Annotated in this window: 12 protein-coding genes, 2 pseudogenes and 1 riboswitch; of the genes and pseudogenes, 8 read left to right on the top strand and 6 right to left on the bottom strand. The window is 73.6% G+C overall.

Annotation, left to right across the window (positions count from 1 at the left end):
* Window positions 1-13 precede the first annotated feature (13 nt).
* The 4 genes from BS80_RS33530 to BS80_RS33515 form a co-directional block, all read right to left on the bottom strand.
* Window positions 14-1,039, bottom strand: a complete 1,026-nt coding sequence (locus tag BS80_RS33530; protein ID WP_198045687.1) for an isopenicillin N synthase family dioxygenase — start codon at window positions 1,037-1,039, stop codon at window positions 14-16.
* A 378-nt stretch (window positions 1,040-1,417) separates the two neighbouring features.
* Entirely contained in the window at window positions 1,418-1,780 is a 363-nt protein-coding gene (gene trxA / locus BS80_RS33525; RefSeq protein WP_035805170.1) for a thioredoxin, read from the bottom strand.
* Between the two features lie 29 nt (window positions 1,781-1,809).
* Window positions 1,810-3,249: a dihydrolipoyl dehydrogenase family protein gene (locus tag BS80_RS33520; RefSeq protein WP_035805168.1), complete on the bottom strand. Its 1,440-nt coding sequence runs from the start codon at window positions 3,247-3,249 to the stop codon at window positions 1,810-1,812.
* Window positions 3,250-3,314: 65 nt separating this feature from the next.
* The gene (locus BS80_RS33515; RefSeq protein ID WP_198045686.1) at window positions 3,315-4,304 is read right to left on the bottom strand and encodes a lysylphosphatidylglycerol synthase transmembrane domain-containing protein; all 990 of its coding nucleotides are present in this window, start codon (window positions 4,302-4,304) and stop codon (window positions 3,315-3,317) included.
* A gap of 184 nt (window positions 4,305-4,488) precedes the next feature.
* Between BS80_RS33515 and BS80_RS33510 the strand changes: the two genes are divergently transcribed.
* From BS80_RS33510 to BS80_RS33480, 8 genes and pseudogenes are all read left to right on the top strand, one after another.
* Window positions 4,489-5,130, top strand: a complete 642-nt coding sequence (locus BS80_RS33510; RefSeq protein WP_083975641.1) for a hypothetical protein — start codon at window positions 4,489-4,491, stop codon at window positions 5,128-5,130.
* Window positions 5,131-5,215: 85 nt separating this feature from the next.
* The gene (locus BS80_RS33505; protein ID WP_035805164.1) at window positions 5,216-6,049 is read left to right on the top strand and encodes a DsbA family protein; all 834 of its coding nucleotides are present in this window, start codon (window positions 5,216-5,218) and stop codon (window positions 6,047-6,049) included.
* A 2-nt stretch (window positions 6,050-6,051) separates the two neighbouring features.
* Window positions 6,052-6,702 (top strand): vitamin K epoxide reductase family protein, encoded by a 651-nt coding sequence (locus BS80_RS33500; RefSeq protein WP_035805159.1) that lies wholly within the window; start codon window positions 6,052-6,054, stop codon window positions 6,700-6,702.
* Between the two features lie 39 nt (window positions 6,703-6,741).
* A pseudogene (locus BS80_RS43270) lies at window positions 6,742-6,861 on the top strand (DUF5990 family protein); the annotation flags it as partial.
* A gap of 32 nt (window positions 6,862-6,893) precedes the next feature.
* Window positions 6,894-7,052, top strand: a pseudogene (locus BS80_RS33495) (GNAT family N-acetyltransferase); the annotation flags it as partial.
* Window positions 7,053-7,192: 140 nt separating this feature from the next.
* Complete coding sequence (locus tag BS80_RS33490) at window positions 7,193-7,771, top strand: hypothetical protein (RefSeq protein WP_051967544.1); 579 nt, start codon at window positions 7,193-7,195, stop codon at window positions 7,769-7,771.
* A 99-nt stretch (window positions 7,772-7,870) separates the two neighbouring features.
* Entirely contained in the window at window positions 7,871-8,428 is a 558-nt protein-coding gene (locus BS80_RS33485; RefSeq protein ID WP_035805158.1) for a sigma-70 family RNA polymerase sigma factor, read from the top strand.
* On the top strand, window positions 8,425-9,156 hold the full coding sequence (locus BS80_RS33480) for a zf-HC2 domain-containing protein (RefSeq protein WP_051967543.1): 732 nt from the start codon (window positions 8,425-8,427) through the stop codon (window positions 9,154-9,156). The genes BS80_RS33485 and BS80_RS33480 overlap by 4 nt, the downstream gene beginning before the upstream one ends.
* A 19-nt stretch (window positions 9,157-9,175) precedes the next feature.
* Here BS80_RS33480 and BS80_RS33475 read toward each other — a convergent pair whose 3' ends face one another.
* Entirely contained in the window at window positions 9,176-10,315 is a 1,140-nt protein-coding gene (locus BS80_RS33475) for a nucleotide disphospho-sugar-binding domain-containing protein (RefSeq protein WP_035805157.1), read from the bottom strand.
* Window positions 10,316-10,548: 233 nt separating this feature from the next.
* Window positions 10,549-14,178: a cobaltochelatase subunit CobN gene (gene cobN, locus BS80_RS33470; protein ID WP_035805155.1), complete on the bottom strand. Its 3,630-nt coding sequence runs from the start codon at window positions 14,176-14,178 to the stop codon at window positions 10,549-10,551.
* A gap of 127 nt (window positions 14,179-14,305) precedes the next feature.
* A riboswitch (cobalamin riboswitch) is annotated at window positions 14,306-14,379 on the bottom strand.
* Window positions 14,380-14,401: the final 22 nt, after the last annotated feature.

Here is a 14,401-nt window from a genome sequence, read left to right as displayed (position 1 = left end):
GCGCATCGGCGGATCAGCCGACCAGCAGCTCGGCGTGGTGGCGGCGGGCGACCTCGGGGTGGGCGCGCAGGTAGCCCTTCAGTTCGTTGCGGCCGAACTCGGCGAAGAGCGGGTTGTCCGGGTCCTCGGTGGCGCCGGGGGCGTGGTGCGCGTGCGGGAAGTCCAGTGGCTCGATGTGGGCGTCCAGGCGCGGGTTGTAGAAGAACGGGACGGAGTAGCGCTCGCGGGCCCCGGGCGGGCTGACCACCCGGTGGTTGGTCGCCTTCAGGTAGCCGTCGGTGGCGACTTCGAGCAGCTCGCCGAGGTTGACCACGAAGGCGCCGGGCCGGGACGGCACGTCCAGGAAGCTGCCGTCGGCCCGCTCGACCTGCAGGCCCGGGACGCCGTCGGTGAGCAGCAGGGTCAGGAAGCCGTAGTCCTTGTGCGCGCCGACGCCCTGGCCGGTGCCGTCGGGTCCGCTGCCCGGGTAACGGACCAGCTTGAGGCGCAGGTGCGGGTGGCCGGCGAAGGCGTCGTCGTAGAAGTCGGGGCGGGCGCCGATGGCGGCCAGCAGTTCGTGCAGCAGGCGTTCGGCGACCGCGCTGAGCCGCTCGATCCAGTGCAGCGCCGCCGCGCGCAGCTCGGGCTGGCCGGCCGGCCACTGGTTGGGGCCCTCCAGCCACCAGTAGGCGGGCTCGTCGGGCGAGGGACGGCGGGCGGGCCGCTCGGCGCCTATGTCGATCTGGTCGCGCCAGTCGCTGCGGCCCTGGGTGCGCTCGGTGCCGATCCGGGTGTAACCGCGGAAGTGCGGTGAGTTGAGGTTGCTGATCGCCATCCGGTCGGCTTCCGGAAGGGCGAAGAACGCGTGCATCGCGCTGGTCAGCTCCGCCGTCTCGGCGTCGGTGATGCCATGGCCGGTGAGGTGGAAGAAACCGACCTCGGTGGCCGCCTGGAGCAGATCCGCGTGCAGCGCCGCACGCTGCTCGGGGCTGCCGGAGGCGGCGGAAAGGTCGATCACCGGAAGATCGTTGGCCGGCGTGGTGATGTGCTGCTGCGACATGAGGGTGACATCCGCTGGGTGAGGCCCGGTCGGTCCGGCGGTGGCCGGAGCACCGGGGGGAGCGGCGGAAGTGGGCCGCGCCCCCGGGGCCGGGGTCCTGAAGGGTGAGGGTGAGGGGTCAGCGGGAGCGTCGACAGGACATGCTCGTGACGCGGAGCAGGTCCACGTGGCGGCGGCTGACAAGAACAATCACGTCAACCAGGGTAGACGAGCCGTGGTGGCGGTCGGCACAGGGCATGCATGCTCCAGGATTATGCGGGCGGGTTCTGGAGGTCGTCGATAGCCAGACCGGCCAACCTCTGTCGCCACTCTCCGTAGCCGACTTCGCCCTACGTCCCCGGAAGTCGGGTCAGTCGACTTCCGGGGACCGGGGACGGATCAGGACTGCTGGCCCGCCACCGCGTTGCGGACCTCGTCCATGTCGAGCGCCTTCGCCTGCTGGATCAGCTGCTCCAGCGCGGGGGCCGGAAGCGCGCCCGCCTTCGAGAAGACCACCACGCCCTCACGGACGATCATCAGCGTCGGGATCGAGCTGATCTCGAAGGTGGCGGCCAGCTCTTGCTGGGCGTCGGTGTCCACCTTGCCGAAGACCAGATCGGGGTGCTTCTCGGCTGCCTTGTCGTAGATCGGGGCGAACCTCAGGCAGGGAGGGCACCAGGTCGCCCAGAAGTCGACCAGGACGATGGAGTCCCCGGACACGACGTCGTTGAAGTTGTCCTTGGTGAGCTCGACGGTAGTCATGCAGCCGTCAACAGCAGGCGTCCCGCGCTCTATTCCGAGTCCCGGTAGGTCTCCAGCAGACGCAGCCAGATCTCGCTCACCGTCGGGTAGGAGGGCACCGCGTGCCAGAGCCGGGCCAGCGGCACCTGGCCGGTCACCGCGACCGTCGCGGCGTGCAGCAGTTCGCCCGCGCCCGGTCCGACGAAGGTGACGCCCGCGACGGTGCCGCGCTCCTCGTCCACGATCATCCGGGCCCGGCCGCGGTAGTCGTCGGCCTGCAGGGAGGCACCCGCCACCTGCGCGAGGTCGTAGTCGACCACCCGGAAGCGCAGTCCGGCCCGCTCGGCCGCGGCGGCGGTCAGCCCGACCGAGGCGGCCTCCGGCTCGGTGAAGACCACCTGCGGCACGGCCGCCACGTCGGCGGTGGCCACGTGCGCGCCCCAGGGAGCCGTGTCCAGCGCCCGCCCCCGCGCCAGCGCGCCGATCGCGGCGCCCGCGATCCGGGCCTGGTACTTGCCCTGGTGGGTGAGGAGCGCGCGGTGGTTGACGTCGCCGGCCGCGAACAGCCAGTCGCCCTCGACGCCGCGCACCCGGCAGCTGTCGTCGACCTCCAGCCAGCTCCCGTCGCGCAGGCCGACCGTCGCCAGGCCCAGGCCCTCGGTGCGCGGCGCGCGCCCGGTGGCGTACAGCACCTCTTCGGCCTCCAGGCCCTCGCCGCTGTCCAGTCGCAGCGTCACCACGCCGTCCTCGCGTTCCACTGCGGCGACCGAGACGCCGGTGTGGATGATCACCCCGGCCTCGGTCAGGCCGGCCGCGACCAACTCCCCGGCGAACGGCTCCATCCGCGGCAGCAGCCCGGCGCCGCGCACCAGCAGGGTGACCCGCGAGCCCAGCGCCTGCCAGGCCGCGGCCATCTCCACGCCGACCACCCCGCCGCCGACCACCACCAGGCGGCGCGGCACCACGGGGGAGCTGGTCGCCTCGCGGCTGGTCCACGGCGCGGCCTCGGCCAGCCCGGGGACGTCGGACGGCAGCAGCGCGCGGCTTCCGGTGCACACGGCGACGGCGTGCCGGGCGGTCAGCACCCGCTCGCCGCCGTCGGGCGTGCGGACCACCACGCGGCGCGGGCCGTCCAGCCGTCCCTCGCCGCGGACCAGCACCGCGCCGATCGACTCCAGCCAGGAGACCTGGCCGTCGTCCTTCCAGTGCGAGGCGAACGCGTCCCGGCGGGCCAGCACGGCGGCGGCGTCCAGTGCACCGGTCACCGCCTCGCGCGAGCCCGCGACGGCCTGCGCGGCCGCCAGCGCGGCGCCCGGGCGCAGCAGCGCCTTGCTCGGCATGCAGGCCCAGTACGAACACTCGCCGCCGACCAGTTCGCTCTCCACCACGGCGGTGCTCAGCCCGGCGGCGCGGGTCCGGTCGGCCAGGTTCTCGCCGGTCGGGCCGCCGCCCAGCACCACGACGTCGTACGGCTCGGGCTCAGTGTTCACGGGCACTCCTCGGATCGCTGGACGGCTGTTCGCACCATCCTGGTCCACCCGGTGGCCGGCTCAGGCTAGATCGCCCTGTGTCGGCGCAGCGTGCTGAGCGCCAGCCAGCCCGGCAGGACCGGCAGGACGACGGTGACGAGCCGGAAGAGCACCACCGGGTAGAGGGTGTCGGCCGAGTGGTTCAGGCCGGTGGTGGCGGCCAGCACCGCGGCCGTCGCCCCCTCGATGCCGATCAGGCCGGCCGGGGTGGGGACGGCCGAGCCCACCGCGTTGCCGATCAGGAAGGCCACCGCGACAGCCGCGAACCGCGGGTGGCCGCCCTCGGCCCGCACCGCGCAGTAGAGGCTGGTCGCCAGGGTCATCGACACCAGCAGCTGGCCGACGACGCCGACCGCCAGCCGTCCGGGGTGCCGCAGCAGGTCGCGCAGCCGGGTCAGCGAGCCTTCGGTGAGCGGGCGCAGCCGGGCCAGCAGCCGGCGCCGGATGCCGGGCACCGCGAGCACACCGCCCACCAGGACGACGGCCAGCACCCCCACGACGAGCGTCGCCGTCCCGTGCGAGGGCTCCTGCGGCACCTGGTCGACGTTGATCAGGGAGAGGAAGAAGGCCAGTTGCAGCAGGTGCAGCCCCAGCCCCACCAGCTGTCCCGCGCCGACGCTGGAGACCGCGCGGCCCGGCGTGATCCCCGCGCGCCGCAGGAAGCGGGTGTTCAGCGCCATCCCGCCCAGGCCGCCGGGCGCCACCAGCTTCACGAAGGCCCCGGCCAGCTGTGCCAGCACGGCCCGCCCGAAGTCCAGCCGCTCCGGCACGAAGCCGACGAATCCGAGGGCGGCCGCCGGATAACTCGCCGCCGCCGCCAGCACCGCGAGCAGCACCCACCCCGGGTCTGCGGTCCGCACCAGGAGGACCGGATCGGCGTCCGCCCGGGTGCCCTGCGCGTACAGCAGGCAGCCGAAGACCACCACCCCCGCGACAGTGATCAGCAGGCTCGGCTTGATCCGTCGTCTGAGACCTGTCCGGCCGCTCTCCGGTGTTCGCGATATCCCCGTCGTCACGCTGCATGCTCCCACGGCCACCCTGCGCCAGTCCGGTGATATCCGGCGGATCCCGGGGAGACCTCCGGGTCGGCGGGGGCCGTCCTCCGGGGAATCTCAGGGTGCATGAAGGAGAGCTGAAGGTTGCATGAGGTGCCTCACGCACCCTCGTGTTCGGCCGGAGCCGCATGGCATACTCCGAAACGTGACTGGCAGCAGCGTGACACGAGCCCTGCGCGCGACGGTGTTCGCGGCGCTTGCCGTGCCGCTGTCCGCCGTCGGGCATGTGCTGGTCACCGGGCGTCCGTTGCCGCTGAACCTGGTGATCGCCGCCGGGGTTGTGGTCTTCGTGCTGGCGGCCGTGCTGTCCGGCGCCGAGCGCGGGTTCCTGCAGATCGCGGCGATCTTCCTGCCCGTCGAGCTGCTGCTGAACACCACCTTCAACCTCGGCCAGGACGCCTGCCCCCGCCCCACCCGCACGCACGGCCTGGACCTGATGGTCTGCGGCGGCGGCACGGTCGGCGGCGGTGGCAGCGAACTCACCCTCGCCCCGGCCCTCGTCGAGTTGCTGTTGCTGGCCGTCCACGTGGTGGCCACCCTGCTGGCCGCGCTCTGGCTGCGCCTGGCGGAGGCCGCCCTGGCGCGGCTGCCCCGACTGGTCCGCGCACTGGCCCGGTTGACGCCCGGCGCGCTGCTCGCCCTGCTGCGGCTCGCCCCGCTGCCGGCCCGGCCGGCACCTGGCGCACCACTGCCCGATCCCCGCCCCGAGCACGCGCCCACCGAGGACCTGCCGCTCGGCCCGTCCCGCCGCCGGGGTCCGCCGGCCGCCTTCGCGCTCGCCTGCTGAGCCCGTCCCCGCGTCGAGGGGACCGCTCGCGGTGCGCGCCGCCGGCCCCCCATTCATCCTTCGCGGACAGGACCGACGTTTCCCCATGGGCAAGAACCCGAACAACCCGAACAACCGCAGCGCCAAGCCCGGCAACCCCGCCGACCAGCAGGACGCCCGCCGCCGGCGGATGCACGAGGCCCGCCTGCGCGAGCAGAAGGCCGACGCCCTGCGCCGCCGGATCGTGGTCGGCGTCTCCGCCGCCGTCGTGGTGGCGCTGGCGGGCGGTGTGGCGATCGCCGTCAGCAACGCCGGCAGCGGCAAGTCGAGCAGCGCCGCCGCGAGCGGACCGCTGGTGACCCCGGCCAACACCACCGGCGACGGCACGGTGATCACCTACGGCAAGCCCGACGCCGCGCACACCCTCACGGTGTACGAGGACTTCCGCTGCCCGATCTGCCGGGCCTTCGAGGCCACCGACGGCCAGGCCGCGCAGGCGCTCGCCGACAACGGCACGTACAAGATCGACTACCACATCGCCGCCTTCCTGGACGACAACAACGGCGGAACCGGCTCGATCGACGCGCTGGCGGCCGCCGGTGCTGCGCTGAACCAGAGCGTGGACGACTTCAAGAAGTTCCACGACGTGCTGTACGCCAACCAGCCCGACGAGCGGACCGACGGCTTCGGCAACGTCAACACCCTGCTCGACCTGGCCGCCAAGGTGCCCGGCCTGAAGACCGACGCCTTCACGGCGGCGGTCAAGAACGGCACCTACCTGCCGTGGGCCAAGAAGGTCGCCGAGCAGTTCAACACCAGCGGGGTCACCGGCACGCCGACCATCAAGCTGGACGGCAAGACGCTGACCGTCCTCGGCAACTCCGGTCCGATCAGCCCGGACCAGTACGCCGCCCTGGTCAAGTCGCAGATCGGCGGCTGACCATGAGAGCCGATGTCGTCACCGAGGACACCACCGGGGACGTCACCGGGGAGTCGGCCGCCGCCCCGGCGCCGTCCCGCGGCTACGCCCTGTTGCTGTGCGTGGCCGGAGCCCTGGGCCTGGCCGCCGCGTTCGTGCTGACCACGGACAAGATCAAGCTGCTGCAGAACCCGAACTACGTTCCGAGCTGCAACATCAACCCGATCATCAGCTGCGGCTCGGTGATGCGCACCGAGCAGGCCTCGGTGTTCGGGTTCCCCAACTCGCTGCTGGGGCTGATCGGATTCGCGGTGGTGGTGGCGACCGGCGTCGGCGTGCTGGCCGGTGCCCGCTACCGCCGCTGGTACTGGCTCGGCCTGCAGGCCGGGACGGTCTTCGGCCTCGTGCTGATCCACTGGCTGATCGGGCAGACCCTCTACTCGATCGGCGCGGTCTGCCCCTACTGCATGCTGGTCTGGGCGGCGACCATCACGCTCTTCTGGTACACCACCCTGCACAACCTGCGGACCGGGGTGATCCCGGTGTCGCCGAAGCTGCGACCGGTGGTGCGCGAGCTCAACCGCTACCACTGGGTGGTGCCGGTGCTCTGGTACGCGGTGATTCTGCTGCTGGTCCTCAACCGGTTCTGGTCGTACTGGAGCACGCTGATCTGAGCGTGCCCCTGGTTGTGGTGGGCGGGGCAGGATGGCGGCATGCAGATCCGTATCGAGGGGTTCGACCTGCCGGGCCGCAGCTGCGCCGTCGCCCCCGGCTTCCCCGGCTACGCGAACATCCACGTCGCGGTGCAGCGACGGGCGAAGCCGGGGGAGCTGCTCGACCCGCAGCCCGGCGACGCCGCGTCGGTGGCCTGGAGGAGGGCAGTCCGCGGGAGCGCGCGCTGTACGAGCGGCTCGGTTGTGTGGCCTACGACCGGCAGCCCGACGGCTGGGACGAGGAGGCGCCGGGCGGTTCGATCCGCCGCTACGAGACCATGTGCACACTGATGCGCAAGGACTTGGCGTAAGGCGGAAGTTGGCATGGCGAGGGGAACGCCTTCAGGAAGGTGTCCCCGGGGTTGAACGACCGGGTGGCCGGCTGCGTACCCCCCGGTGGAGCGGCGACCGTGCCGCCCGGACCGTTCACCCGACTGCTGGGGGATATGACATGTACATAACCAAGCGTGCCGGACTGCTGACCGCCTCCGCGGCCGCGGTGCTCGCCCTCGCGACGGCCTGCGGGTCCAGTGGGACCTCCTCGTCACCCGCCGCGAGCACCCCGCCGCCGGCCGCGGCCTCGTCGGCGCCGTCCTCCACGCCGAGCCACACGGCGGCCGACCTGCAGGTGACCACCAACGCCAAGCTGGGCCAGATCGTCACGGACGGCGCCGGCCACACGCTGTACCGCTTCGACCACGACACCGCGAACCCGTCGATGTCCAACTGCACCGGCTCCTGCGCCACCCTGTGGCCGCCGGCCCTGGCGCCGAGCGGAGCCGTCACGGCGAACGGCGTCAACGCGAGCCTGGTCGGCACGCTGACCCGCGCCGACGGCACCAAGCAGCTCACCCTGAACGGCTGGCCGCTCTACCGCTACAGCCCCGACACCAAGCCCGGCGACACCAACGGGCAGGGCGTGGGTGGCATCTGGTTCGCGAGCACGCCGACCGGCGGCAAGGCCATGGCGCAGGCCCCGGCCACGCCGAGCACCGCGCCCAGCACCCCGTCCAGCGGTAACGGCTACTGACGGGTCGTCCGAACCCTGCGCGCGGACGACCGTCGTCCGCCGTAGGGTCCGACAGAATCTGTCGAGCCGCCGGGACGGCCGCTCGACCTGGAGGCAGGGGTGCGCCAGGATGGCGTGGTGACCGAGGAATCGCCGGCCGGCCGTGGGGCCGACACCGACGAGGAGCTGATGCGGGCGCTCTACCAGGAGCATGCCGGGCCGCTCTTCGGCTTCGTGCTGCACCTGGTGGGCGGCGACCGGCAGCGGGCCGAGGACGTGGTCCAGGAGACGCTGGTCCGGGCCTGGCGCAACGCCGACCGGCTCGACGTGGCGGCGGGGTCGGTCCGGCCCTGGCTGGTCACGGTGGCCCGGCGGATCGTCATCGACAACCACCGGCGCGGCGCGGCCCGCCCGCCGGAGACCGACGCGGCGCCGCTCGAGCTGCTGCCGGCCGAGGACGAACTCGACCGGGCGCTGCGGCTGATGACGATCACCGACGCGCTCGGGGCGCTCACCCGGGCGCACCGGGAGGTCGTCGTGGAGACCTACCTGAAGGGCAGGACGGTGGGGGAGGCCGCGGTCGAGCTGGGTGTTCCGGCCGGCACGGTGAAGTCTCGGCTCTTCTACGCGCTGCGCTCGCTGAAGCTCGCGCTCGAGGAACGAGGAGTGACGTCGTGAACGGCCAGGACCGCGGTGGCCCGCAGGGGCAGGACCGGCACCTCGACGCCGGCGCGTACGTCCTCGGCGTACTCGACGACGCGGACCGGCAGGCGTTCGAGGCCCACCTCGTGCACTGCCCGCAGTGCGCCGCGGAGGTCGGCGAGCTCGGCGGGCTGGAGCCGTTGCTGGCCGAGGTGAGGCGGGACGGCGATTCGACGGCCGATCCGCTGCCCGAGCCCGGCCCCCGGTTGCTGGACGGCCTGCTCGGCGAGGTCCGCGCGGTCCGCCGCCGCGGCCGGACCAGGCGGCTGGTGCTGGTGGCCGCGGCGGCGGTGCTGGTGCTGGGCGGGCCGGCGGTGACCGCCGCGGTGCTGGACGCCGGCGCGCACCCCACCGTGCAGGCGGGCGTGCTGCACAGCGCCACCGACCCCACCGGGACGATCAGCGCGACCGTCGGGGTGACCGAGAAGGGCTGGGGCAGCGCCGTCACCCTCACCCTGAACGGCGTGAGCGGGCCGCGGGACTGCGACCTGGTCGCGGTCTCCACCGGTGGTCAGCAGCAGACCGTCACCAGCTGGCACATCGCGCCCACCGGCTACAGCCCGCAGCCGCAGCCGCACCCGCAGGCCGGCAGGGAGCTGCAGACCACCGGCGGCGCGGGCTTCCATGCCGCCGACATCAACCACTTCGAGGTCCGGGATCTCGCCACCGGCCAGGTCCTGCTGGTGATCCCGGACACGGCCTAGCTCGGCGCTCGGCGCTTGGCTAGCGGCGGACGGCGACCAGCCGCTCGAAGTTCGCCACCAGGTCGGCCGGGCTGGGCAGCGCGGCGTTCTCGGCCTGAATCCGCTGCGCGGCGGTGCTCAGCGCGGGGTCGGTCAGCAGCTGGCTCAGCAGCTTGCCGTCCACGCCCGCCGAGCTGGAACGCAGCGCGAAGCCGGAGGCCACCGCGGCGTCCGCGTTGGAGAAGTGGTCGGCGCCCTGCGGCAGTATCAGCTGCGGGATGCCCGCGGCCAGCGCCGTCAGCATGGTGCCGGAGCCGCCGTGGTGCACCAGCGCGTCCGAGACGCGCAGCAGCTCGGCGAGCGGGACCCAGGGCAACGGCTTGATGTTGGAGGGGAGTTCGCCCAGCGCGCTGAGGTCGGCGCCGCCCACCGCGAACAGGAAGTCGGCGTCCACCCCGGCGGCCGCCTCGGCCAGCGTGACGATCGAGTTCACGCCGTCCACCTGGGTCAGCACGGTGCCCAGGGTGACCGCGATGCGCGGGCGCTCGGCGCGGTGCAGCAGGTCCGCCGGGACCACGCCGCCGCCGTTGAACGGGACGTAGCGCACCCGCCAGCCGTCGTTGTCGCCGCCGGTGCCGAGCGAGGGGGGCACCACGTCCAGCGCGATCGGGCGGGCCGGGCCGGCCACCCCGTAGGTCTCGTAGGCCTCGGTGAAGTTGCCGGCCAGCCGGGCGACCATGGCGTGGCCCGAGGTGACGCCGAAGTTGTGCACCACCGAGGGGATGCCCAGCTTGGCGGCGACCAGCGGCGCGGCGGCCTGGAAGGAGTCGTACACCAGCACGTCCGCGTCCCAGCCGGTCGCGGCGGCCAGCAGGCCGTCGACGGTGGGCCGGGAGAGCCGCGCGAAGGCGACGGCCGCGCCGTCCAGGATCTCGTCCTGGGTCCGGTCGGGCGAGACGTAGCTGATCGGACGGCCGTCCTCGCCGGCCCGGTCGAAGAGATCGCGGATCGTGGTCCCGTCGCCGATCTCGGTGACCGGGAGGCCGGCGCCCTGGATCTGGTCCATCGGCTGCGAGGCGGCGAACAGCACCTCGTGCCCGGCGGCCCGCAGGGCCTGGGCGGTGGGGACCATCGGGAACAGGTGTCCGGCCGAAGCCGGGCTGGTGAAGAGGACGCGCACGGTGTGACTCCCTTGCCTGGTGCAGGCGATCATCAGATGGGGGCTGCTTTTCAGTCTGGTCACCCGACCTGATGATTGGTCAAATCCATTCCGACCAACCGGCGACAACCGGACGTTTCGTGGACGCCCCTTGCCAAATCCGCGTCGGCCTGCACTCTTTTTCCGCCGGTCGGGAGCGCCGGAGGGGCCCGTCACCAGGACGGGCCCCTCCGGAGTGGTCCAGACCGGCAGGCCTACGCGGCGCCGCCGTCCTCCAGGTCGCCCTCGGCCTCCAGGAAGGCCGCGCGCAGCTCGTCCAGCAGGGCGGGGTCCGGCTCGGCCCACAGCCCGCGCTCCGCCGCCTCCAGCAGACGCTCGCTGATGCCGTGCAGCGCCCAGGGGTTGGCGTCGGTGAGGAACTGCCGGTTCACCGGGTCCAGCACGTACTCCTGGGTCAGCCGCTCGTACATCCAGTCCGCGACGACGCCGGTGGTGGCGTCGTAGCCGAAGAGGTAGTCGACGGTGGCGGCCATCTCGAAGGCGCCCTTGTAGCCGTGCCGGCGCATCGCCTCCATCCAGCGCGGGTTGACCACCCGGGCGCGGAAGACCCGGGCGGCCTCCTCGGTCAGCGTCCGGGTGCGGACCGTCTCGGGGCGGGTGGAGTCGCCGATGTACGCGGCGGGGGAGGAGCCGGTCAGCGCCCGCACGGTGGCCACCATGCCGCCGTGGTACTGGAAGTAGTCGTCCGAGTCGGCGATGTCGTGCTCGCGGGTGTCGGTGTTCTTGGCGGCGACGGTGATCCGCTTGTAGGCGGTCTCCATCTCCTCGCGAGCCGGTCGCCCGTCCAGGCCGCGGCCGTAGGCGTAGCCGCCCCAGGCCGTGTAGACCTCGGCGAGGTCGGCGTCGGTGCGCCAGTCGCGGCTGTCGATCAGCTGCAGCAGGCCGGCCCCGTACGTCCCCGGGCGGGAGCCGAATACCCGGACGGTGGCCCGGCGTTCGTCCCCGTGCTCGGCCAGGTCGGCCTGCACGTGGGCGCGCACGAAGTTCTCCTCGGCCGGCTCCTCCTGGGCCGCCGCCAGCCGCACGGCGTCGTCCAGCAGGGCGACCACGTGCGGGAAGGCGTCGCGGAAGAAGCCGGAGATCCGCAGCGTCACGTCGATGCGCGGGCGGCCGAGTTCGGCGACGGAGATCGGCTCCAGGCCGGTGACCCGGCGCGAGGCGTCGTCCCAGACCGGCCGGATGCCGAGCAGCGCGAACGCCTCGGCGATGTCGTCGCCGGCCGTGCGCATCGCGCTGGTGCCCCAGAGCGAGAGGCCCACCGACGGCGGGACGGCGCCGTCGTTGTCGGCCCGGTAGCGGGCGACCAGCGACTCGGCCAGCGCCTGGCCGGTCTCCCAGGCGAGCCGGCTGGGCACCGCCTTGGGGTCCACCGAGTAGAAGTTGCGGCCGGTCGGCAGCACGTTGACCAGCCCGCGCAGCGGCGAACCGGACGGCCCGGCGGGCACGAAGCCGCCGCGCAGCGCGTGCACCACGGCGTCCAACTCGGCGGTGGTGCCCGCCAGTCGGGGGACCACCTGGTGGACGGCGAAGTCCAGGACCTCGGCCACCGCGGGCGGCAGGCCGGCGGTGACCTTCTCGACGGCGTCCGGCGCCCAGCCCTCGGCCTCCATCGCCTCGACCAGCGCGCGCGCCTGCGCCTCGACGGCGTCGGTGCTGCCGAGCGTGAGCGCGGCCTCGTCCAGCCCGAGCGCCTCGCGCAGGCCGGGCAGCGCGCGCACGCCGCCCCAGATCTGCCGGGCGCGCAGGATCGCCAGCACCAGGTTGACCCGGTCGGTGCCGGACGGCGCCTGGCCCAGCACGTGCAGCCCGTCGCGGATCTGGGCGTCCTTGATCTCGCAGAGCCAGCCGTCGACGTGCAGCAGGAAGTCGTCGAAGCCGTCGTCCTCGGGCCGGTCCTCCAGGCCGAGGTCGTGGTCGAGCCGGGCGGCCTGGATCAGCGTCCAGATCTGCGCCCGGACGGCCGGCAGCTTGGCCGGGTCCATCGCGGCGATGTTGGCGTGCTCGTCCAGCAGCTGTTCCAGCCGGGCGATGTCGCCGTAGCTCTCGGCGCGGGCCATCGGCGGGACCAGGTGGTCCACCAGGGTGGCGTGCGCGCGGCGCTTGGCCTGGGTGCCCTCGCCCGGGTCGTTGACCAGGAACGGGTAGATCAGCGGCAGGTCGCCGAGCGCGGCGTCCGGCCCGCACTCGGCGGAGAGCGCGGCGGTCTTGCCGGGCAGCCACTCCAGGTTGCCGTGCTTGCCCAGGTGCACCACGGCGTCGGCGCCGAAGCCGCCGTCGCTCTGCGCGGCCGCGATCCAGCGGTAGGCGGCCAGGTAGTGGTGCGAGGGCGGCAGGTCGGGGTCGTGGTAGATCGCCACCGGGTTGGCGCCGAAGCCGCGCGGCGGCTGGACCAGCACCAGCAGGTTGCCGGCCCGCAGACCGGCCAGCACGATGTCGCCGTCCGGGTTCTGACTGCGGTCCACGTACAGCTCGCCGGGCGCCGGACCCCAGTGCTCCTCGACCTTGGTCCGCAGGCCCTCGGGCAGGCCCGCGTACCAGCGCCGGTAGTCGGCGGCCGGGATGCGCACGGGGTTGCGGGCCAACTGGTCCTCGGTGAGCCAGTCCTGGTCGTAGCCGCCGGCGTCGATCAGCGCGCGGATCAGCGCGTCGCCCTCGTGCTGCCCCTCGACGTCCGCCAGGCCCGGCAGCGCGTCCGGGCCGTCCAGCGGACCGACGTCCCAGCCCTCGGCGTGCAGCCGGCGCAGCAGCCGGGCCGCGCTGGCGGGGGTGTCCAGGCCGACCGCGTTGCCGACCCGGGCGTGCTTGGTCGGGTACGCGGACAGCACCAGCGCGAGCCGCCGCTCGGGCGCCGGGACGTGGCGCAGCCGGGCGTGCCGCACGGCGATGCCCGCGACCCGCGCGGAGCGCTCGGGGTCGGCGACGTAGACGGTCAGGCCGTCCTCGTCCAGCTCCTTGAAGGAGAACGGCACGGTGATCAGCCGGCCGTCGAACTCCGGCACCGCGATCTGGGTGGCGACGTCCAGCGGGGAGAGACCGTCGTCGCTGGACTCCCAGACGGCGCGCGACCAGGTCAGGCAGAGCGCCTGCAGGATCGGCCGGTCCAGCGCGGCGAGTGCGCCCGCGTCCCAGGCCTCCTCGTCACCGCCGGCCGAGGCGTCGGCGGGCCGGGTGCCGCCGGCGGCCAGCACGGTGGTCACGATGGCGTCGGCGCGGCCGAGTTCGGCCAGCAGCTCGGCGCTCGCGCCGCGCAGCGAGGAGCAGTAGAGCGGCAGCGCCCGACCGCCGGCGTCCTCGATCGAGGCGCACAGGGTGTCGACGAAGGCGGTGTTGCCGCTCATGTGGTGCGCGCGGTAGTACAGCACCGCGACGAGCGGGCCCTCGGTGCGCCGGGGCGCGCGCTCCAGCGGACCCCAGTCGGGCGCCGAGGCGGGGGCGGCGAAGCCGTGGCCGGTGAGCAGCACGGTGTCGGAGAGGAACGCGGCCAGCTCGCCGAGGTTGGCCGGACCGCCGTGCGCGAGGTAGGCGTGCGCCTCGGCGGCCAGGCCGGCCGGGACGGTGGAGAGCTCCATCAGCTGGGCGTCCGGGGCCTGTTCGCCGCTCAGCACGATCACCGGGCGGGGGCCGGCCAGCAGGGCGTCCAGCCCCTCCTGCCAGGCGCGGCGCCCGCCGAGCAGGCGGACCACCACCAGGTCGGTGCCCTCGACCAGCGCGGGCAGGTCCTCGGGGGTCAGCCGGGCCGGGTTGCCCAGCCGGAACGGGACCGGGCCGGTGGCGGCACGGGCGGAGAGCAGGTCGGTGTCGGAGGTCGACAGGAGCAGGATCACGCGGCGGCCCTCCCGCGGTGGTCGGCGGAGACGGGCATGACGGTGCGCATTCGGCGTGCCTTCCTCGGGGTCCGCGCCCCGTGGGGGTGCCCTCGGCCGGCAGCCGGGGGCAGATGGTGGACGGCAGGAGTTCCTGGCTCCCACGGCGGGTGAGCCGTGGTCACAGTGGCGGGACCGCACCGGTTTCGCACCGGCTTCCTCCCCTTGCGCCGTCGCTGGCGTG

This window comes from Kitasatospora mediocidica KCTC 9733, assembly GCF_000744225.1.
GTDB classification, from domain to species: domain Bacteria; phylum Actinomycetota; class Actinomycetes; order Streptomycetales; family Streptomycetaceae; genus Kitasatospora; species Kitasatospora mediocidica.
Note: the sequence above shows the minus strand (reverse complement) of the source record. Positions and strands in the feature narration are given on the sequence as shown.

Excerpts from the sequence above, each read along its gene's own strand:
- BS80_RS33490 (WP_051967544.1), top strand. The coding sequence starts at position 7,193 with ATGTACATAACCAAGCGTGCCGGACTGCTGACCGCCTCCGCGGCCGCG.
- BS80_RS33505 (WP_035805164.1), top strand. The coding sequence starts at position 5,216 with ATGGGCAAGAACCCGAACAACCCGAACAACCGCAGCGCCAAGCCCGGC.
- BS80_RS33530 (WP_198045687.1), bottom strand. The coding sequence starts at position 1,039 with ATGTCGCAGCAGCACATCACCACGCCGGCCAACGATCTTCCGGTGATC.
- trxA (WP_035805170.1), bottom strand. The coding sequence starts at position 1,780 with ATGACTACCGTCGAGCTCACCAAGGACAACTTCAACGACGTCGTGTCC.
- BS80_RS33500 (WP_035805159.1), top strand. The coding sequence starts at position 6,052 with ATGAGAGCCGATGTCGTCACCGAGGACACCACCGGGGACGTCACCGGG.